This window comes from Epilithonimonas sp. JDS (genome assembly GCF_021261315.1).
Classification (GTDB): domain Bacteria; phylum Bacteroidota; class Bacteroidia; order Flavobacteriales; family Weeksellaceae; genus Epilithonimonas.
This window is the reverse complement of record NZ_JAJSAX010000002.1, coordinates 597,624-617,053: the sequence shown is the minus strand read 5'-3', so window position 1 is coordinate 617,053 and position 19,430 is coordinate 597,624. Positions and strand designations below refer to the sequence as shown.

Here is a 19,430-nt window from a genome sequence, read left to right as displayed (position 1 = left end):
TGTTATGCGTCTAATTCTCCCGCAATGATGTTCATACTACACATCGTCACAATTGCATCAGATATTACTGCGCCCGTAATCATTTCCGGATAAGCTTGGTAATAAATGAAACAAGGTCTTCTGAAGTGAAGTCTGTATGGCGTTCTTCCGCCGTCGCTCACGAGATAGAATCCTAATTCTCCGTTTCCACCTTCTACAGCGTGGTAAACTTCGCCTTTAGGGACATCGGTTTCTCCCATCACGATTTTAAAATGGTAAATCAAGGCTTCCATTTTGTTGTAAACATCTGCCTTTTCAGGAAGATAGAAATCCGGAACATCCGCGTGGAATGGTCCTTCTGGAAGGTTGTCGTAAGCTTGGTTGATGATTTTCAAAGATTCCCAAATCTCCTGCTGACGAACCATAAAACGGTCGTAAGTATCGCCCGCAGTTCCAACCGGAATGATGAAATCGAAATCCTCGTAAGAAGAATAAGGCTGTGCAACTCTCACGTCATAATCAACGCCGGTCGCACGTAGGTTTGGACCTGTGAAACCGTAGCTCAAAGCACGCTCTGCTGAGATTGCGCCTGCGCCTATGGTTCTGTCCATAAAGATTCGGTTTCTTTCTAACAATTGACCAAATTCTGCAAATCTTGCCGGGAAAGTCTTCAAGAAGTCTTTCAACAACTCGTGGAACTTCGGTGTGAAGTCTCTTTCGAAACCGCCGATTCTTCCCATATTGGTCGTCATCCTTGCACCGCAAATCTGCTCATACATATCGTAGATACGCTCTCTTTCGATGAACATATAAGTCAATCCTGTAATCGCTCCGGCATCCATTCCTGTTACACCGTTACAAATCAAGTGGTCACCAATCCTTGCCAACTCCATCAAAATCACACGCATATAATCGACACGTTTTGGAACTTTGATTCCAAGTAATTTCTCAACTGTCATATGCCAACCCAAATTGTTGATTGGGGCAGAGCAGTAGTTCATTCTATCGGTAAGCGTCGTGATTTGTGCAAAGTTTCTTCTCTCAGAGATTTTTTCGAATGCTCTGTGGATATAACCTACAGTTTGCTCAGCGTGTAGAATCCTTTCTCCGTCCATTGTAAGAACGTTCTGGAAAATCCCGTGAGTTGCAGGGTGCGTAGGTCCAAGATTCAGGGTGTATAATTGCCCGTCGATTTGTTCCTTGCTGTCGTATTGGTTAAGTATATTAGATAATGAGTTATCTTTCATATTCTTTATAATTGATAATTGATAGGTGATAATCGATAATCATTTATCTATCATCATTTATCATTTATATTAATTTTATCTTCCGAACATACTATCGTTCTTGTCTGTTCTGGTTCCATCTTCCAAGCGATATTCTTTCAGCATTGGATGGTAACCCAGGTCTTCCATATTGAGGATTGGTCTCAAATCTGGGTGGCCTTTAAATTTGATTCCATAGAAATCAAAAGTTTCTCTTTCCATCCAGTTCGCACCGGCATATAATTCTGTCAAAGAATCAACTTCAACATTTTCTCTCGTCATAAAAGCTTTCAGACGAATTCTGAAATTGGTCATCATATTATGCAAATGATAAATAACGCCGATTTCCTTTTCAGGTGTTTCAGGATAATGAATTCCGCAAACATCTGTCAAAAAATTAATTTCTAAAGTTGAATCTTTCAAGTAATGAATCACCTTTTTTATATCGTCTTTCTTGATTTCAACCGTCAGCATTCCGTAAGGTTCTGAACTTGAAATCACAGACTCAGGAAATTCTCTCGTGATAGCTTCTAATACAAATTCGTTCGTCATCTTCCTTAGTTACTAATATTGTAAGAATCCAATAAATGCTGATATTCCGGCATATCTCTTCTTCTGATGCTTTCGCTTTCTGCCAAAGCCTGCACTTGCATTACACCTTCGATAATTTGTTCTGGTCTTGGCGGACATCCTGGAACGTAAACATCAACAGGAATGATTTTGTCAATTCCCTGAAGAACCGAATAAGTATCAAAAATACCACCGCTGGAAGCACAAGCGCCAACAGCAACTACCCATTTCGGCTCAGCCATTTGGGTGTAAACTTCTTTCAAAACGGGACCTAATTTCTTAGCAATCGTTCCGCAAACCATCAACATATCTGCCTGTCTTGGAGAGAAAGAGTTTCTTTCCATCCCAAATCTTGACGCATCGTAAGTTGGATTCAATGTCGCCATAAATTCGATTCCACAACAAGACGTTGCGAAAGGTAAAGGCCAAAGTGAAAACTTTCTTGCCATCCCAATCACACTGCTCAAGTTGGTTGCGAAAAATCCTTCTCCTTCAAATCCTGGAGGAGCGGGCGCATCTGTTTTTATTACTGGTTTATTATCTGACATTTTTTCTAGATTTTAAATTTTAGACTCTAATTGATTCAATTTTAAATCCAAAACGTAATTAATTTAATTTATTTGTCCCAATCCAATGCGCCTCTTTTCCAAACGTAGAAAAAAGCAACAAAGAAAATAGCAACAAATGTAAGTACGGCAACAAAGCCTTCCATTCCAAACTCTCTAAAGTTGACCGCATACGGGTAGAAGAATACAATCTCGATATCGAACAATACGAACAAAACTGCAGTCAGGAAATATTTGATGGAGAATGGTGTTCTAGCATTACCTTCACTAGGAATACCACATTCCCAAGCTTGGTTTTTTACAGAATTCCCTTTCTTCTGCTGAGGACCCAAGAAATGAGCACCTAACAAAGAAATAGCTACGAATCCAAGACCGACTGCGGCCTGAATTAGTATTGGAATATAATTTTCGGGTAAATTCATAAGGTCAAATTTAACTATGCAAAAATACTAAATAAAGATTTAATATAGTAAATTATGAGGCTTATGTAAACAAGAGAAAAGTCTGTTTTAGTAAATTTAGAACAGTTATAAATAAGAATCTATTTGTCTTTTTTGCCTATCCGCTTCAGAACGAGATAAGCAATATAAGCGATGTAGAGAAACAACACGCTGGCAAACAGAATGTTGATGGCTGTGTCCATTCTGTCGTCTTGGATAGGTTTGTAGAAATTATAAGCCACAAATAAGATTATCAGACCAACGTAGATGTATAGTTGCTTTTTCAATGGGAATTGATTTTTAAAAGATTAATGCACTTTCTCAAATTTATATTTTGCTAAACAATTGTTTGATAAATCATTTATAAACTATCACTTATCAATTATTTAGTTGTAGTGAATAAGTTCTTCTACTCTTGTGATGCACGGGATGATAATCTTGCCAAAGAACCTGTACGCTCTTGTTTTCCTCCAATTCTGGATTGGTCTCCAGATATTTGATGCCTTTATTTTTAAGGTTCATTTGGATTGCTTTAAAAATCATTGAAGTCACACCTCTTCTTTGATATTCTGGATGGATTCCTATCAAATAGAAATTTGCGCGCTCATTTTTCTTTCCAGCCTGTAAAAAGTGCCACCAGCCAAATGGGAACAATTTTCCGTTTGATTTCTGCAACGCTTTGGAATAAGAAGGCATCGTAATCGCAAACGCCACCAACTGATTATTCTCGTCGGCTACACAGGTGATGTAATCTTTGTCTATAAAACCAAAATATTTCTCTTTGTAAGTTTTGATTTGCTCGTCAGAAATCGGTGTGTAAGTAGAAAGATACTTATAGGTTTCATCAAGCAATTTGAACATCGATTCTACATAAGGCAAAATTTCCTTTTTATGCTTGAATTGTAAGGTTTTCAATTTATATTTCTGAGCAATCAATGAACTGAATTTTTCAACTTTTTCGGGCAAAATCTCAGGGAATTGCAGTTCAAATTCTACCCATTCTTTTTCTTTTACCAAACCAAGATTTTCTAGATGTTTCGGGTAATAATCGTTGTTGTAAAGTCCAATCATCGTTGCCAATTTATCAAACCCGAAAGTCAACATTCCAGCCTTATCAAGATTCGTAAATCCCATCGGACCTTCTATCTTATCGATATGATTTTCCTTAGCATAATTGATGGCGATATCAATCAAAGCTTTAGAAACGTCTGCATCATCGATGAAATCCAGCCAGCCAAATCTCACTTTCTTGATACCAAGTTCTTTTTCTTCTTTTCTATTAATCAAAACAGCAATTCTGCCAACGATTTTATCATTTTTATAAGCTAAAAACTGCTTCGCTTCAGAATAATTTAGCGCAGGATTTTCTTCCTTTTTCCAGATATTTCTTTCTTCATTAATCAATGGCGGAACGTAATTCGGGTTGTTTTTGTAAAGTTCCATCGGGAATTTGATGAAATCCATTTGGTCTTTTTCCGTAACTACTTGCTTTATATTGATATTTCCCATATTCTTGTTTATAGATTAGACAAAGATAGTTTTTAAGGAAAAAAAAGCAAGGCTTTGGTACGATTTTTACATCAAAAGATGTAATTTATTTTAATGTAAATTGAAGATATAATGACTGGTTACTATTTAATTATTGGGATTTCTACGCTGCTGAGTTGGATTGTTTCATCAAGATTGAAATCCAAATTTGAGCATTATTCAAAAGTTCATCTTAGAAATGGACTTTCAGGAAAAGAAATCGCCGAAAAAATGCTGAGAGATAATGGGATTAATGATGTTCAGGTAGTTTCCGTTCCAGGACAACTGACCGACCACTATAATCCGGAAACCAAAACAGTAAATCTTTCAGAAGCGGTTTATATGCAGAGAAATGCTGCGGCGGCTGCGGTTGCAGCTCACGAATGTGGTCACGCTGTGCAGCACGCTGTTGGCTATTCTATGTTGCAATTGCGGTCCAAAATGGTTCCGATTGTGAACATTAGCTCAAATCTATTACAGTTTGTTTTGATTGCTGGTATTGCGATTATGGCTGGTACAAGAAGTATTGATAATCCGAATGGAAATACTACCGTTTTGGCAATTGGTGTGATTTTGTTTGCTATTACAACGCTATTTGCGTTCATCACTTTGCCGGTGGAATATGATGCGAGCAATCGCGCTTTGAAATGGCTGGAAACTACAGGAACCGTTTCTCGAGAAGAGTATGCAGGCGCAGAAGATTCACTTAAGTGGGCAGCCAGAACTTATGTTGTTGCGGCTTTAGGTTCATTAGCACAACTACTTTATTTTGCATCAATGCTAATGGGAAGTAGAAGATAAAAGTTATAAAATATTAAACTCCAAAAGCATCTCGGACAACTCGTCTGAGATGCTTTCTTTTTTTGAGGATTTGAAGTTGGCTACAATCGTGCAAATATCTTCCGCTTCGAACGAAATGATTTTCGCATCGTACTTATTGAGCAAAGTGAAGATGATATTTTGCTGGGAGAATTTAAACTTCAATTCTATTTTCGATTCTAATTCTTTGGTGATGATTTTGGCTTCTTCTAAAGTAAATTTCGCAGATTCTTTGTAAGCTTTTACTAATCCACCAACGCCCAATTTTGTTCCGCCATAATATCTGATGACAACGACCAAAACATTTGTAATTTGATGCGCTAAAAGCTGATTGTAGATTGGCAGACCTGCACTTCCAGATGGTTCGCCATCGTCATTGGCGCGGTAATTTTCGCCAATGATTCCTAATCTGTAAGCGTAACAATGATGTGTAGCTTTCGGGTGAAAGTTTTGAAGATGATGGAGTCTGGACTTGACTTCAGATTCAGAATTTACAGGATAAGCAAAACCTATGAATTTGCTTCCTTTTTCCTTCATCAGAATGTCCTCGATTTCTTTATCTATGGTTTGGAATTCAAACATTTTTCAAAAATAGAAATTCTATCATAAAAAATTCAAATATCAGGTGGGAAAAGCGGAATTGATTGTCTATACTTCACATTTACAATTGATTAATTGCAAGAGTCCTAAAATTTAATAAAATAAAAATTCCAACTATTAATTTTTATGTAATTTTGCATATTAAAATTTATTAATATCAATGCCTAATACACTGATCATTGGCTCCGGATGTTACATTCCGGAAAACATAATAGAAGGTTCACATTTCAAGGATTCTGTTTTCTATGATGATAATAATCAACTGATTGAGAAACCGACGGACGAGATCATTCAGAAGTTTGTGGACATCACAGAGATCGAAAGAAGAAGATATTTGAGTCCTGAGGATTTCAATTCGGACCTTGGTCTCAGAGCTTCTTTGGAGGCAATCGAGGATGCTGGCATTGATAAAGAGGAAATTGATTATATCATCTACGCGACCAATTTTGGAGAAGTAGATGTGGATGGAATTCCTAATTTTATGCCTTCGTTGTCAGCTAGATTGAAGAACAAATTGGATATCAAAAACAGATCTTGTGTCAATTATGATATGATCTTCGGTTGTCCAGGCTGGGTAGAGTCTTTGATCCTTGCAGATTCATTGATCAAAGCTAAAAAGGCAAAGACGATACTTGTTGTCGGCGGCGAAACGTTGAGCCGGGTAACGGACGAATTCGACAGAAATAAAATGATTTTCGCAGATGGCGCTGGTGCGGTTGTAGTGACGGCGACAGAAGATACTACCGTGGGTGTTCTGGCGGACAGTACGCTTTGCGACAATGGTGAGGAGCTTAATTATCTTGCAAATGGACCAAGTCTCAATCTTGAATCCAAAGAAGCAAGACAATATATCCAAATGAAAGGCCGTAAGATCTACGAATATGCCTTGAAAAACGTTCCAGATGCGATCAAGAAAACCATTGAAAAAGCGGGTCTTGATATTTCGGACATTACAAAAATATTGATCCACCAAGCCAATGCAAAAATGGATTATGCGATGATCGGCAGGCTTTTCAAGTTGTATGGACAAAAGGATTACGACCACGCGATCTCTCCGATGACGATCCAGGAATTTGGAAATTCGTCTGTGGCAACGGTTCCAACCTTGTTTGATCTTATCAGAAAAGGGAAAATGGAAGGGCAGGAATTCATTCCAGGTTCTCACATTCTTTTCACGTCCGTTGGAGCAGGAATGAACATCAATTGTGTGATCTACAAATTCCCAGAAGGGAAACTTTAAAGTAAAATCGAAACTTAAACGTTTATAATTATAAAAGGAATAAATTTTTATTCCTTTTTGTTTTTTCAAAATATGAGTATGCAAAAGAATATTTTATTTCTTCTCGGTATTTTTCTGGTGCTGGAAGTTTATGTTTATCAGGCTTTTAAAACTGTTTATTCCAATCAAAATGCAAAATTCATCTATTGGATCCCGACGGTTCTGATCTACGGGTTTTTACTTTATTCCGTTTTCACGTTCAACAGAGCTTCGCACGAATATCTGAGGTTTCAGATCGTCTTTTCAACCATTTTGATCTTTGTTTTGCCGAAAATTCTGGTTGCCTTATTTCTTTTGGTGGAAGATGTTTTCAGGTTGTTCAACTTTGGATATCATTATGTGGCGACAGAAAACCACGATTATCCATCCAGGAGAAAGTTTGTAAGTCTTGTAGGTCTTGGTTCGGCTGCGCTTTTGGCAGGTTTGGTTTTGGATGGCATTATCTTTGGGAAATACCGTCACAGAGCAAGAATCGTAAGATTAAAGCTGAGGAATTTACCTGCAGCTTTTAAAGGTTATAAGATTGTCCAAATTTCTGATGTACACAGTGGAAGTTTCCAAAATCCAAAACATTTGCAACACGCCATTGATCTGATCAATAAGCAAGATGCTGATCTAATCTTATTTACAGGCGATATGGTCAATAATTATGCAGATGAGTTCGTGCCTTTCATAGATTTGTTTTCACAGATCAAGAGCCGAGATGGTAAATTTGCAGTCCTTGGAAATCACGATTACGGTGACTATGGCGACTTTAAAACCAAAGAAGAAAAAGCACTAAACATTCCTCAATTAATAGAATATGAGAAAAAAGCAGGCTTCGAAATGCTTCGCAACGAACATAGGATCATTGAGAAAAACGGCGAAAAACTGTACATTCTTGGTGTAGAGAACTGGGGAATCGCACCATTTCCACAATTTGGAGATCTTGACAAGGCGACCCAAAATGTGCCTGCAGACGCTGCGAAGATCCTAATGTCTCATGATCCTTCACATTTCGATGCGATTGTCAAAAACCATCCTAAAAACGTTCAACTGACGATCTCTGGACACACGCACGGAATGCAGTTCGGAATCGACCTCAAAAACTTCAAATGGTCGCCTGTGAAGTACAAGTATCCAAAGTGGGCGGATCTGTACGAAAGCGAAGGGAAATACCTCTATGTCAACCGTGGTTTCGGGGTGATAGGTTATCCTGGTAGAGTAGGTGTTTTGCCAGAAATCACTGTGTTTGAGCTGAGTTAACTAATTTGATGTTTTAATAAAATAAAGCCTGTTTATCAAATAAATGATAACAGGCTTTTCTATGTTGTTTCTATACGATCGCTATAAGGTTTGTATATGCTGACCTTATTATATCAATATTATGATTAATTTAATAAAATGAAAATTTTTTTGATTAATTTAAAATCAACAAGTTTTGAATAGTAGTGGTTTTAAAGCTGGCTTTTATAACTTTTTCGCCAATATTATGCAAGAATTTGTGAACTTTAAAATAAATAATCCTTCATTCTTGAAACGGCAATTTCGTTTTCATCTACAAATTGAAATAGTTCTTCCAAGCGGTCTTCAAAACTTCTACTTAGGCTGATCTTTTTATAAAATGGCAAAACGAATGGCAGATTGTATTTACTGAAAAGCTGCCATGCGTTTGCATAAATCATTACATATTCATTCGATTTGAGACTTTCCAAAAGCATGCTCTCGTAATACTTCATCGGCGTCACTTGGAGCACATAATCATTGAACGGAAGCTGCGAGTAAGGCGACTGACTTTCTGGAACAATTGTCATTTCGTTTTCTACATAAATCTCTGTTTTTTCGGTCAGCTTTCGCCAAAGAAAATCGATCTTAGATTCTTCTATGTTGGAGACATAAATGAACTCCATTTTCTTAATTTCGGAGTAGGGTAGACGATGTGACTTTTGTCTCAAACCTCTGATGGGTTTATCCAAAATTTGCTCCAAATTTTGTTTGGTTTTCATGACTGTTTCTGAATCAGAATCCACATTGTAAAGTCCAATTTCGTGACCGGAAAGTGACAGGGTTTTGAGTAGTTTCTGGAGCTGATCTGCAATGGATATTTCTACAAAAAATGTTGCTTTGTATTCGTGAAGCTCCAACAAATTCAAGATGATTTTAGTATTTCCTTCGATAGATGATATCAATTCTGATTGAGAAAAATTTGTTTTTTTTTCTCTGCCTTTTTCTGAAATCGCTATGTTGAATGTTAATAAAATCACTTAAAGTAAATTTTTAATTTTATTTATAATTATTTAAAAATCAAATGTTAAAACTATATTGGTTTAAATTGATGATTTAAATTTTTCTATTTTCCTAATTTCTTCTTCAGGTTATTTATCATATCTATCGACATTGATGAAATATCGAATTTGTAATCCAATCCCCAATCCTCTCTCGCAGCGGAATCATCGATACTCGCAGGCCAGGAATCTGCAATCGCCTGACGGAAATCCGGCTCGTATTTTATCTCAAAATCTGGTATTGTTTTTTTGATTTCATCTGCCAATTCTTTGGGCGTAAATCTCATTCCCCCAAGGTTGTAAGAGTAGCGAATTTTCACTTGTTCTTTTGGAACCGTCATCAGCTTGATCGTAGCATCGATGGCGTCGTCCATGTAGAGCATTGGCATTGCTGTATCTTCTTTGATGAAACTTGTATATTTTGCATTTTCGACTGCCTCGTAGAAAATCTCAACAGCGTAATCTGTCGTACCTCCACCGGCTGGCGCTTTCCAGGAAATAAGACCAGGATAGCGAATACTTCTGATGTCAACACCATACTTTTCAAAGTAATATTCGCACCATTTTTCACCTGCCATTTTGGAAATTCCGTACACCGTTGTCGGATTCAGTACCACTTCCTGTCCCACATTTTCTTTTGGAATTCCTTTTCCGAAAACAGCGATGGAACTTGGCCAGAAGATCTTTTTAAGTGTTCCTTCTTTCGCCAATTCACAAAGGTAGATCAATGGGTCAAGATTCAGTTTCCAGGCGAAAAGCGGCTGTTTTTCCGATGTTCCGGAAAGCAAAGATGCCAAATGATAAACAGTTGTAATGTTGTGTTCTTTGATTACTTCTGTAACAGCTTGAAAATTAGTGACATCAAGTCTTTCGTAGTAGCCAGCCTCTGTGATGCCTTCTTTCCATTTGTCAAGTCCCGAAGCGATGACGTTTTCTTTGCCATACATTTCGCAAAGCCTTACTGTAAGTTCTGTTCCGATCTGTCCAAGTGCGCCCGTGATGAGGATTTTTTCTGTTGGTGTTTCCATTTTTTACTTTTATTGATTCGCAAATCTAATTAATTTAAAGATTTGGCTAAAATTAAAGTCTGAAAAGATTTCGACTGCATTGATTGCTGAAATAAAAACTACTAGAATACTTTGTGAGATTGTGGTATTAATGTAATTTTATAATTCTAAGCTTTACAATTTCAGTTCCAATTTTTACCAAATATTATGAAAACGAATTCCATAATCAATACTGACGAACTTTATCAAATCTCAAATGATGAAGATCTAAGAATTTTTGATGTCCGAACAGGTCCAAATGCAAATCAAGCATATGAAAACAAGCATTTGAAGAATGCAGTTTTTGTAGATCTGAATGATGATCTGGCGGAAATTGATGATCCAAAAAATGGCGGAAGACATCCACTTCCAAAATTTTCAAATTTCATTATGACATTGGGAAAATTGGGAATCGATAAAGATTCTGAAGTTGTGATATATGATGATAAAAATGGCGCAAATGCCGGCGCAAGATTCTGGTGGATGTTGAAAGCGGCTGGTCATCAAAACGTACGTGTCTTGAATGGCGGTTTGCAGTTTGCCGAAAGTCAAAATTATCCTATAAGTTCTGGCAATAAAACTTATCCCGAAACCGAATACATTTCAGAATTTAAAGACTGGCAATTGCCACAAGTTTGGATTAATGATGTGAAGATAGCAACAGAAAATCCCGAATTTCTGATTGTGGATGTCCGTGAATCTCAGCGTTACCAAGGAATTACCGAACCAATCGACTTGATCGCCGGACATATTTCCAACGCAGAAAATTTCCCTTTTTCTGATAACCTAGATGAAAATGGCCTATTCAAATCGCCTGAAATCCTGCACGAAAAATATACGGAGTTCTTTAAGAATAGAAACTCTGACAGAATAATTTTTCATTGCGGAAGCGGTGTTACAGCTTGTCATTCTTTATTAGCCTTAGACTACGCTGGTTTCGAGATTCCAAATCTGTACGTTGGTAGCTGGAGTGAGTGGAGCAGGAATTGAGTTTGAGAGTGGGTGAGTTTGAGAGTTTGAGCCTGTGAGATTTGAATTTTGGAATATCCCAATTTACAATTTTATCTATAAACTACTGTAATACTCATTCGCTCCAACTATATTACTTTAAAACTCTCAAACTCCCGACACTCCAACTTAAAAACTCGCCCTAATCTGCATACTTCCAATATGGATAGTTCTTTCGCCGGAGTTTCTGCCTTCATAATTGACATTAAGCTGAATGAAAGAATTAATGGATTGCTGGATAAATAGCGACCAAACCTGATTTTTCCCAACTTTCAAACCTTCCAGCATCTGATTTCCGACAATGCTGAAATTGTTGCCGGTAAAATCATTGTTAATAAAAGAAAAATTAGCTCTGACTGATGTTTTTGAACGCTCCCACTGCAAAGTTCCTGAGATTTCATAAGTTTTCAGCAATTCCTCGCCGTCCGTTCTTTTCTTTTGTCTGAGTGCTCCGAAGAGTTCTGTCTGCAGAGTTTCTGTGAGTTTATAAGTTGCTTTTGGTTTCGTTTCCCAGTTTTCAAGAAGGTAATTTCTTGTGTTGTAAACCTGCGAACTGTTGGTCACATTCTGCAGGGAATTTTCCCAGTCTGTACGGAATGATTTTGTGAAAGAATAACCGACATTCAAGAAGTGTGATTTCTGTCCGTGCGCTTCATTGCTGAAATTGGCATTGACCAAATTATCATTATCGGTATATCGGTAGCTTCCATTCCAGCCCGATTTGTCATTAGAATTAAAAATAGCCGAGGCTAAAATATTCTGTGTTCTTAGCAATTGATCTGATTCTTTTTTGAACGGATTCCAAACCAAAACCTGATCATTTTTAAGATAAGAATTCTGAGAAAGCAATGACAGATTGAAGTTCCAGCGTTTCAGGAATTCGTTTTGAGAACTGATGATGACGGATGGATTGACAAATAATGCCAGTTGAAGTTTGTTTTTATTCGAAGCCAGATAATTCACGCTGTTGGTGTAAACCCTGATAAACTGAGCCAAATCTGCATATTCCGCCACTTCAAACTCGTCCAGTTGCTGCACGCCGTCATTGTTGTAATCTGTCCATTTGTAAACGCCTTGTCCATCTGTCACTTTGATGTACTGGAATTCCCGCTGCGCTTCCTGTCCATTCCCGAGTTCGTAGAAAAACTGAAGCCGCATTCCGTTTTTAAAAAGCTGCTGGTTGTACAAAACATTTCCCACCACAAAATCCTGATTCTGATCGGTTGCCAAATTTTGATTCTCATAAAAGAATTTTCTGTAATGCACCAAAGTGGACAATTGGGTCTTTTCTGTTTTGATGATCTGGCTTTCTGCCATTATGCCCAAAATATTGTTCATCTTCTGCAAACTGTTTTCCTGCACGGAATCGTTGCTGCGGAAATACACTTTGGTCAATAATTTGGTTCTGACAGAGTCTGCAATCTTTTTCTGAATAAAGAGTTCTTTCCAGCTGAAACTCGTCACATCCAAAGTCTGTGTCAGATTGTATTTTTTCTCATTTTTTTCCATAGATCCGCCCAGCATCCAGCTTCCTTTCTTGCCGGCTAATTCTGTAGAAACTGCGCCACGGATGAAGGTTGTATTGAGATCGGTAGATTTGGTGTCAAGGTAAGAAATCGCTGCAAGATTGTTGAATTTTCCAATTTTCCAGAGCGCATCCAGATCATTTTTGATGCCTTTATAAGAATCTTTTTCTTCGAGGTAATTAATCTTATAATTGATTTTTGAAGTTTTGTTGAAGTCATTCAGGAAAGAGAAAATGAAACGGTTTTGAGTAATCTGATTAAACTCATTAGTTAAATTAAAATCCCTCCAAAAATCAACATTGTTAATGCGATCCAAAATGTGGAAATTCTTCTGAATCATCTGATATTCTACCATCGGAGTTCCTGTCCAAGTGTTTTTCCGGAATGTTTTGTTGGCATAGATTCTTGCTGCATAACCGAGGTTCTGATCATTATCTTTTGAAGAAAATGCGTTGAGGTCATAATTACTTAAAGACACATCTGTTCCGATGACACCTTCATTCAAAGCATATTCTACATTTGCGGAATAAACCTGCGATTTTTCCGGCGCCGGCAACTTCCGAACCGCCAGATAATCGCCCAAGCCAGTTCCGACGTACTGAAAAACACGACCGTTGTTCGTAGTCTGCTGCAATTGATAATCGCCTTTTCCGCTTCCGAAGTAAGTGAATGAAACCTGATAAAGCACCTGAGTCTGATCCGTCGAAAATTCATAATAAAAGGAATTGCCGGAGAATATCTTTTTGTACAGGATTTTGTTGACGTCATATTCCGTTTCCACACCAGATTGCGAGTACATCAATGTTGGATCATTTCCGGCGCTTACAAGCTGTTGCTGATCTTCTTCACTAAGGTTGAGGGAAAGTGGTGCGTTCTTGTTGTCATTTTCCATAAACCAGCTAAATCCGGCTTTCAACTTCTCACGCTGATGTTTGATGTTTCCTGTAATTAAGAATCTTGTATAATTACGGTTGGTATAATTATAAGAAACGTTGATAAAATTCTGTTTATAGATCGGTCTGAAACTTGTGAACGTGATTTCTCCGGTGTTATAATTAATGATATAATCCTGATTCTCGCCGCGTTTCATTAATATGCCATCAATGAAAACCTGTTCTGATCCTGAGATGATTGTAATAAAAAGTTCACCATTTTTTCCTGTCAATCTGTAGGGTCCCTGATTTCCTTCAATTCCTTGGAAACGCATCCGGAAAAATTCACTTCTGGCAACGCCACCGGAAACATCTACTGAGGTTTTGTTACCATTTTTTTCCCAGGCAGTGAGGAATTGCAAACCCATACTTCGCCTTTGATAACGCCCAAAATAGGTGGTTTCATCATTAAGATCCAGATGTCCGGCGCGGATGATGCTGTGATTTTTGATATTGAGCTGAAGGTATATTTTATCGAATTCCTGCAAAGTTTGCGTGTAACCATCCGCCTGCACGGGAAGATTATGATCCGAAATTGATGCCAGAATAGACACATCAGGACTCAGTTTTCCCGAGATCTGCATATCCATAGAACTTTGAACCGATGATCCCTGATTGTTTCCAAATGTAATTCCTCTGATGATAGAACCTTTGGAATTGAGTTCGCCCAGGATTCTTTTCTTGTCATTTTTCACCAGTACTTCTTCATCATAAATCACTTTATTCTGTTTTTTGATGAAGTCAAGCGTGTCTTTGGTGAAAAAATCCTGATTCAGTTTTGAAACCAGTACGCTGTCTTTTTTAAGGGAATCTTGCAGGATATTGGGGTTTTTCCAACTGAAAATCTGTGCGTTAAAGGGATTTAACGCAAAAAAAATCAATATTAACAGAAAAATTTTGTTTATCTTGTGCACCCTTTTGTTATGATCTGTAAAAGTACTAATAATAGGCTATCGGACGAATTAACAATTATTTAAAACGGGAAATCACCTTCTAAAATTGTAGTCCGATATAAAATTTTATATTTGCGACAAGTTAAACGAAACAAAAAACGATAACAATTTAATTTTATATTATGACAAAATTTTATTCTCTATTAGCAGCAGTTGCTTTAACTGCAACTGTAAGCGCTCAAAGCGAAAACATGGGAACTGGAGCTACTGGTAATCCATTAGTATCTGCATATGCTGGTTTTCAAAATTCAGGAACTTGGACTTACGCAGGAACTGCTGACCTAAGAACTTCAAATGCATCTGCTGCTGCAGACTACACTGGTGCATCTGGAAGTAACAACGTAATGGTAAATGCAGTAGGAGAGACTTTCATTATCTCTAACATCAATACAAGCGCTATTTCTGCAGGTAATGTAAGACTTTCTTTCGGACAGAGAAAAGGTGGAAACGCTGCAAACAACGAATTGACTGTAGAAGTAAGTTCAAACGGAACAACTTGGACACCTCTTACTTACACCAGAGCTACTGGTACAGGTACTTCAATCTGGGCATTGGTAACGCCAACAGGAACTATCCCTTCGACTTCAACATTATCAATCAGATTCACTGGTACAACAACTACAGAGTGGAGAATCGATGATGTAAAAGTTTATGATGGCGCTACAATGGCTGTTGTAGATGCTACAAAAGGAAAAGCTAACCTGGTAAAAAATACAATCGTAGCAAACGAATTAATTTTCGGAGCTTCTGCAAAAGTGTCAGTTTACAATACAGCTGGTCAAATTGTAAAGACTGCTGAGGTTTCTGACAACTCTAGAGTAGACGTTTCTGCTTTGCCAAAAGGTACTTATGTAGTTACAGGTCTTGTAAACGGACAAACTGTTTCTCAGAAAATTATCAAAAAATAATAATAAAAAATGTTAAAAAATTGCTCTTTATATATTAGAGCAATTTTTTCCTTATTTTTGTCAACTAATTTTTAAACTTTAATAAAATGAAAAAAATCTTTACAATTTTAAGTATTGCTTCACTGGCAATCTTTTCTAATGCTCAAACTTTTACAGCTACTTATGACTTTACAGAAGCTCCAGCTCCTGATAACGGTGATTTAGTAGGAAGTAACCTAACTATCTCTCCTTTTACAGCAAGTGGTCTTGAAGCTACAACTACTGGAAACAGATTTGCTTGGACTAATGGAACAATTGCTACGGCTCCTGATTTGACTAAGTATTTCCAAGTTACATTAACACCTTCAGCAACCAATACAATATCTGTTGCTTCTATTACATTCAGATCACAAAGGTCTGGAACAGGTCCAAGAAACTATGTTGTAAGATCTAGTGTAGACAATTATGCAACAAATTTGGCAGCATCTATCAGCCCTGCAAATGCAGAACTTGAAGTTGTTCCAACTAATTCATTTCATTTTGTAAATGATATTTCTTTAGGACAAAACGGAAGTACAGTATCTCCAGGAAGTTCTTTTACTCCTGGTGCTGTAACTTTTAGAATCTATTTCTATGGTGCTGAGGCTACAACAGGAACTTTCAGTGTGGATGATGTAGTTCTTACAGGAACAGTAGCTCCAGGTCTTGCTGTTGCTGATTTTACAAAAGCTAACTCTACTTTGGTAAAAAATACTTCAGTAAATGAGTCTATCGCTTTCGCTAAGACTGCAGATATCCAAATCATCAACGCTGCTGGACAAGTTGTGAAAACTGCTAAAGTAACAGAAGGTTCTACACTTAACGTGTCTTCTCTTGCAAAAGGTATGTACATCGTAACTGGTACAGTAAACGGAGAAAAAGTATCTCAAAAAGTAATTAAAAACTAATCTGAGTTTTTATTAAAAATAGAAGGCTTCCTGATTTAGGAAGCCTTTTTTGTATTCAATTTCAATTCAATCTTTCCGACCAATTGATTTCCTCAGGCAATTCGATATTGGAAAACTCAATGTGGATGACTCTGCGTTTTTGATTGTTGGTGGTTTTGTTCGAGCCGTGAAGAATTAATGGTTTCATAATCATAATTACGCCTTTGTTTACGGAGCAGATTTCCTCGGTTTCCACATTCCAGTCGATGGTTTCCGGTCGGTAGATTTCTTTGCTGTGGGAATTTGGAACAACTTTCAACGCGCCGTTATTCTCATCAGTGTCATCCAAATGGATTCTAATCGTGAAGATATTTTTCAAATAATCAATTGGCGGTTGAACAGCAAATTGATTCTGCTTCGTTGTCCAAGGTCCAAAACCATTTAATTCTAATTTCTTATCGACCGAAATCGTCAAATCCTGATGATAGGAAACGTACCAATTGGATTTTTCAGGTTTATCAAAATAGATACTTTTGACAACGAAATAATCATTCCCAAAAACTTCATTAATGATTTGCTTAATGTTATCATTAAAGATAAATCGATGACTTTCCGGAACTTCCTTCAAGAATTGTCTGATAGCAAAAAGGTCTTCCGATTTCCTGAAAGTTTCCTTTGAAGTATCGATGGAATCAATGACATTAATGATTTGATTGATTTCTTGCTCAAAAGAAACGTCGTTTATAATTGTGAATCCTTTGTCTGTGATTTCTTTTTTGTGGTTTTGTAAAAACATCAAGTGGATAATTTTTCATTTACGATATTTGCTTTTTCTCAAATTCAAATAGTATTATTGCCAACTTTTGTCTCTCCATATCAGTTATTGAATAATCTAAATCATCAAGAACTTCCTTAATAATATAATACTCAGTTACATTTTTTATAATCCCTCTACTAAGAATTTTCGCAGGAAGATTTTTTATTTGTGATGTTAATATTTCAATCGTAGGTAGTTTGTAGGAAGTTAATTTTAAATTTAATTCTATCAATAATTCGTTGGGCAAATCTTTGATACCAGTCAAAACATCAATTAATCCTTCACGTAATCCTCTTCTTGCTTTAGCTTCACTTTCTTTTTCCCACTGGTTTAAAATACTGATTGGAGAATATTCAGGATTTAAATCTATATTCATCAAATTAACTTGAAATTCCCAAATAACTGTGAAGATAAATTTATAATTATCGTAATTGTCCTTATTAATTTTAAACATTTTTATAATCTCAATTCTAATTAATCTTCTTCAAATCCAAATCCTCAAAATCAAAACTAAAATCCGTCACATCGGAGATTGGTTTCATCTTCGCAGAAACGGCTTTTCCATTTTCATCAAAATTTAAAATGAAAAAAGAATCAGCATCATAGCTTCTATCATCCCACTTCACCACAAAAGAATTGGCAGAATATGGAATCAAATCGCCTTTCAGTCTTGGCGAAGATTTAGAGATAATTCTGTAGCCTTTTCCAACTTTGGATACCTCAACAATCCCAAACCATTCGTCTTTGTACCAACCGATGAATTGGTCATCTTTCAACTCAGATTTGAACTTCGAAGCTTTGTCGTAAATCTCTTTCTTCTGCTTTGCAAAAAGCTCGTCATTTTTCTTGCTTCTCTCGCCATAAAGCTTCAGCCAATCACGGTTTTCAACTTTCAAATAAGCGTCTTTCACCGAGTTTGTAATCGTAGAAAAAGCGGCACCAGATTGTTGATTGGTCAAAACCACGATTCCCAGTTTCATATCCGGAATCAAGGTAAAATGCGTTACCGTTCCAATCAAACCACCGCTGTGCTGAACTTGCAAATGGCCTTTCACATCGCTCAGAAACCAACCCAATCCATAACCGTAAAACTTCGTATCGTAAGGCGAAGTCGCTCCAACTTTGTCAGCAATCTGAAGGCTCCAAAGTTCGTGCGCGTTTTTCTCGGAAACCAAGCGTTTTCCATCTTTGGTCACAAAACCATTCAGAAGGAAATCTGCCCAGGTCGTCATATCTTTGATGTTGCTCATAATCCCGCCTGCCGCATTCGCAGTTTCGTTCCAATCGTGTGGAACCGCAATCGCTTTTCCATCCACTGGTGCGTGTGCATCGATGATATTTTGGGAATTTTTTGCTCGGTTGTAAGAGCCGAAACTTGCAGTCATTCCGACAGGTTTCAGAATTCTTTGCTCGATGAAATCTGCCCATTGCAAACCAGAAACCCTGTGAATTACTTCACCAGCAACGATGAACATTATATTATTGTAATCCAAAGTCGTTCTGAAAGGATTTTCAGGTTTCAAATATCGAACATTATGGACGATATCATTCACGGTCAAACTTCCGCCTTCTGGAAAAAACATCAAATCACCTTGTCCTAAACCAAGCCCAGCTCTGTGCGTTATCAAATCTTTGATGGTCACATTTTGAGAAACGTAAGGATCCGCCATTTGAAATTCCGGAATATATTTGCTGACTTTGTCGTCCCAGTTGATCTTGCCTTCATCTGCCAAAATCGCCAAAGCGGTGCAAGTGAAACCTTTACTGTTAGACGCAATTCCGACCAAAGTATTCTCGTCCATTGGCTGATTATTTTTAAGCGAACGAACACCGAAACCTTTGGCATAAATCACTTTTCCATCTTTCACAATCCCAACCGACATTCCTGGAACGTCAAATGTTTTAAGAGAGTTTTGAATCAGTTCGTCGAGTTTTTTCTCCTCGATTTGAGCATTGAACAAGACGAAAGAGAAAAGGAAAAAGGAAGAAAATAGTGATTTGTACATTTTAAAAAAGCTTTGGACGA

At 37.3% G+C, this 19,430-nt stretch carries 19 protein-coding genes; 6 read left to right on the top strand and 13 right to left on the bottom strand.

Going from position 1 to position 19,430, the window contains the following annotated elements:
• Nucleotides 1–2: 2 nt before the first annotated feature.
• The 6 genes from LUD75_RS09490 to LUD75_RS09465 all read right to left on the bottom strand — a co-directional run bounded on the left by LUD75_RS09490 (nt 3) and on the right by LUD75_RS09465 (nt 4,329).
• Entirely contained in the window at nt 3–1,226 is a 1,224-nt protein-coding gene (locus tag LUD75_RS09490) for an NADH-quinone oxidoreductase subunit D (protein ID WP_034967044.1), read from the bottom strand.
• Between the two features lie 75 nt (nt 1,227–1,301).
• Nucleotides 1,302–1,796 (bottom strand): NADH-quinone oxidoreductase subunit C, encoded by a 495-nt coding sequence (locus LUD75_RS09485; protein ID WP_232705432.1) that lies wholly within the window; start codon nt 1,794–1,796, stop codon nt 1,302–1,304.
• 5 nt (nt 1,797–1,801) lie between these two features.
• Nucleotides 1,802–2,362: an NADH-quinone oxidoreductase subunit B gene (locus LUD75_RS09480; protein ID WP_034975445.1), complete on the bottom strand. Its 561-nt coding sequence runs from the start codon at nt 2,360–2,362 to the stop codon at nt 1,802–1,804.
• Between the two features lie 68 nt (nt 2,363–2,430).
• Entirely contained in the window at nt 2,431–2,802 is a 372-nt protein-coding gene (locus LUD75_RS09475) for an NADH-quinone oxidoreductase subunit A (protein ID WP_034975442.1), read from the bottom strand.
• A 119-nt stretch (nt 2,803–2,921) separates the two neighbouring features.
• Nucleotides 2,922–3,107: a hypothetical protein gene (locus tag LUD75_RS09470; protein WP_232705431.1), complete on the bottom strand. Its 186-nt coding sequence runs from the start codon at nt 3,105–3,107 to the stop codon at nt 2,922–2,924.
• Nucleotides 3,108–3,198: 91 nt separating this feature from the next.
• On the bottom strand, nt 3,199–4,329 hold the full coding sequence (locus LUD75_RS09465) for a GNAT family N-acetyltransferase (RefSeq protein WP_232705430.1): 1,131 nt from the start codon (nt 4,327–4,329) through the stop codon (nt 3,199–3,201).
• A gap of 111 nt (nt 4,330–4,440) precedes the next feature.
• On the opposite strand from LUD75_RS09465, the gene LUD75_RS09460 reads away from it, so the two are divergent.
• On the top strand, nt 4,441–5,148 hold the full coding sequence (locus LUD75_RS09460; RefSeq protein ID WP_232705429.1) for a zinc metallopeptidase: 708 nt from the start codon (nt 4,441–4,443) through the stop codon (nt 5,146–5,148).
• A 3-nt stretch (nt 5,149–5,151) separates the two neighbouring features.
• Here the strand turns inward: LUD75_RS09460 and LUD75_RS09455 are convergent, their stop codons facing one another.
• The gene (locus LUD75_RS09455; protein WP_232705428.1) at nt 5,152–5,748 is read right to left on the bottom strand and encodes a YigZ family protein; all 597 of its coding nucleotides are present in this window, start codon (nt 5,746–5,748) and stop codon (nt 5,152–5,154) included.
• 178 nt (nt 5,749–5,926) lie between these two features.
• On the opposite strand from LUD75_RS09455, the gene LUD75_RS09450 reads away from it, so the two are divergent.
• Both LUD75_RS09450 and LUD75_RS09445 read left to right on the top strand, forming a co-directional pair.
• The gene (locus tag LUD75_RS09450; protein WP_232705427.1) at nt 5,927–7,006 is read left to right on the top strand and encodes a 3-oxoacyl-ACP synthase III family protein; all 1,080 of its coding nucleotides are present in this window, start codon (nt 5,927–5,929) and stop codon (nt 7,004–7,006) included.
• A 78-nt stretch (nt 7,007–7,084) separates the two neighbouring features.
• On the top strand, nt 7,085–8,290 hold the full coding sequence (locus LUD75_RS09445) for a metallophosphoesterase (RefSeq protein WP_232705426.1): 1,206 nt from the start codon (nt 7,085–7,087) through the stop codon (nt 8,288–8,290).
• Nucleotides 8,291–8,535: 245 nt separating this feature from the next.
• Here LUD75_RS09445 and LUD75_RS09440 read toward each other — a convergent pair whose 3' ends face one another.
• Both LUD75_RS09440 and LUD75_RS09435 read right to left on the bottom strand, forming a co-directional pair.
• Nucleotides 8,536–9,288 carry a polysaccharide deacetylase family protein gene (locus LUD75_RS09440; protein WP_232705425.1) on the bottom strand — a complete coding sequence of 251 codons (753 nt, stop codon included), beginning with the start codon at nt 9,286–9,288 and terminating at the stop codon, nt 8,536–8,538.
• An 86-nt stretch (nt 9,289–9,374) separates the two neighbouring features.
• Nucleotides 9,375–10,337, bottom strand: a complete 963-nt coding sequence (locus LUD75_RS09435; RefSeq protein WP_232705424.1) for an NAD-dependent epimerase/dehydratase family protein — start codon at nt 10,335–10,337, stop codon at nt 9,375–9,377.
• Nucleotides 10,338–10,523: 186 nt separating this feature from the next.
• Between LUD75_RS09435 and LUD75_RS09430 the strand changes: the two genes are divergently transcribed.
• On the top strand, nt 10,524–11,345 hold the full coding sequence (locus LUD75_RS09430; RefSeq protein WP_232705423.1) for a sulfurtransferase: 822 nt from the start codon (nt 10,524–10,526) through the stop codon (nt 11,343–11,345).
• A gap of 147 nt (nt 11,346–11,492) precedes the next feature.
• Here the strand turns inward: LUD75_RS09430 and LUD75_RS09425 are convergent, their stop codons facing one another.
• Complete coding sequence (locus tag LUD75_RS09425; protein WP_232705422.1) at nt 11,493–14,702, bottom strand: hypothetical protein; 3,210 nt, start codon at nt 14,700–14,702, stop codon at nt 11,493–11,495.
• Nucleotides 14,703–14,896: 194 nt separating this feature from the next.
• Here LUD75_RS09425 and LUD75_RS09420 point away from each other — a divergent pair, with 194 nt between their 5' ends.
• Entirely contained in the window at nt 14,897–15,682 is a 786-nt protein-coding gene (locus LUD75_RS09420; RefSeq protein ID WP_232705421.1) for a T9SS type A sorting domain-containing protein, read from the top strand.
• Between the two features lie 86 nt (nt 15,683–15,768).
• Entirely contained in the window at nt 15,769–16,608 is an 840-nt protein-coding gene (locus LUD75_RS09415) for a T9SS type A sorting domain-containing protein (RefSeq protein WP_232705420.1), read from the top strand.
• Nucleotides 16,609–16,669: 61 nt separating this feature from the next.
• Here LUD75_RS09415 and LUD75_RS09410 read toward each other — a convergent pair whose 3' ends face one another.
• From LUD75_RS09410 to LUD75_RS09400, 3 genes are read right to left on the bottom strand one after another with little or no spacing between them, the layout of a single operon-like run.
• The gene (locus tag LUD75_RS09410) at nt 16,670–17,383 is read right to left on the bottom strand and encodes a phytanoyl-CoA dioxygenase family protein (protein WP_232705419.1); all 714 of its coding nucleotides are present in this window, start codon (nt 17,381–17,383) and stop codon (nt 16,670–16,672) included.
• Nucleotides 17,384–17,402: 19 nt separating this feature from the next.
• A complete protein-coding gene (locus tag LUD75_RS09405) occupies nt 17,403–17,858 on the bottom strand; it encodes a hypothetical protein (RefSeq protein ID WP_232705418.1) in 456 nt (151 codons plus the stop codon).
• Nucleotides 17,859–17,874: 16 nt separating this feature from the next.
• Entirely contained in the window at nt 17,875–19,410 is a 1,536-nt protein-coding gene (locus tag LUD75_RS09400; protein WP_232705417.1) for a serine hydrolase, read from the bottom strand.
• Between the last annotated feature and the right edge of the window lie 20 nt (nt 19,411–19,430).

Excerpts from the sequence above, each read along its gene's own strand:
- LUD75_RS09485 (WP_232705432.1), bottom strand. The coding sequence starts at position 1,796 with ATGACGAACGAATTTGTATTAGAAGCTATCACGAGAGAATTTCCTGAG.
- LUD75_RS09465 (WP_232705430.1), bottom strand. The coding sequence starts at position 4,329 with ATGGGAAATATCAATATAAAGCAAGTAGTTACGGAAAAAGACCAAATG.
- LUD75_RS09480 (WP_034975445.1), bottom strand. The coding sequence starts at position 2,362 with ATGTCAGATAATAAACCAGTAATAAAAACAGATGCGCCCGCTCCTCCA.
- LUD75_RS09420 (WP_232705421.1), top strand. The coding sequence starts at position 14,897 with ATGACAAAATTTTATTCTCTATTAGCAGCAGTTGCTTTAACTGCAACT.
- LUD75_RS09400 (WP_232705417.1), bottom strand. The coding sequence starts at position 19,410 with ATGTACAAATCACTATTTTCTTCCTTTTTCCTTTTCTCTTTCGTCTTG.
- LUD75_RS09410 (WP_232705419.1), bottom strand. The coding sequence starts at position 17,383 with ATGTTTTTACAAAACCACAAAAAAGAAATCACAGACAAAGGATTCACA.
- LUD75_RS09475 (WP_034975442.1), bottom strand. The coding sequence starts at position 2,802 with ATGAATTTACCCGAAAATTATATTCCAATACTAATTCAGGCCGCAGTC.
- LUD75_RS09445 (WP_232705426.1), top strand. The coding sequence starts at position 7,085 with ATGCAAAAGAATATTTTATTTCTTCTCGGTATTTTTCTGGTGCTGGAA.
- LUD75_RS09435 (WP_232705424.1), bottom strand. The coding sequence starts at position 10,337 with ATGGAAACACCAACAGAAAAAATCCTCATCACGGGCGCACTTGGACAG.
- LUD75_RS09430 (WP_232705423.1), top strand. The coding sequence starts at position 10,524 with ATGAAAACGAATTCCATAATCAATACTGACGAACTTTATCAAATCTCA.
- LUD75_RS09450 (WP_232705427.1), top strand. The coding sequence starts at position 5,927 with ATGCCTAATACACTGATCATTGGCTCCGGATGTTACATTCCGGAAAAC.
- LUD75_RS09490 (WP_034967044.1), bottom strand. The coding sequence starts at position 1,226 with ATGAAAGATAACTCATTATCTAATATACTTAACCAATACGACAGCAAG.
- LUD75_RS09405 (WP_232705418.1), bottom strand. The coding sequence starts at position 17,858 with ATGTTTAAAATTAATAAGGACAATTACGATAATTATAAATTTATCTTC.
- LUD75_RS09460 (WP_232705429.1), top strand. The coding sequence starts at position 4,441 with ATGACTGGTTACTATTTAATTATTGGGATTTCTACGCTGCTGAGTTGG.
- LUD75_RS09455 (WP_232705428.1), bottom strand. The coding sequence starts at position 5,748 with ATGTTTGAATTCCAAACCATAGATAAAGAAATCGAGGACATTCTGATG.
- LUD75_RS09415 (WP_232705420.1), top strand. The coding sequence starts at position 15,769 with ATGAAAAAAATCTTTACAATTTTAAGTATTGCTTCACTGGCAATCTTT.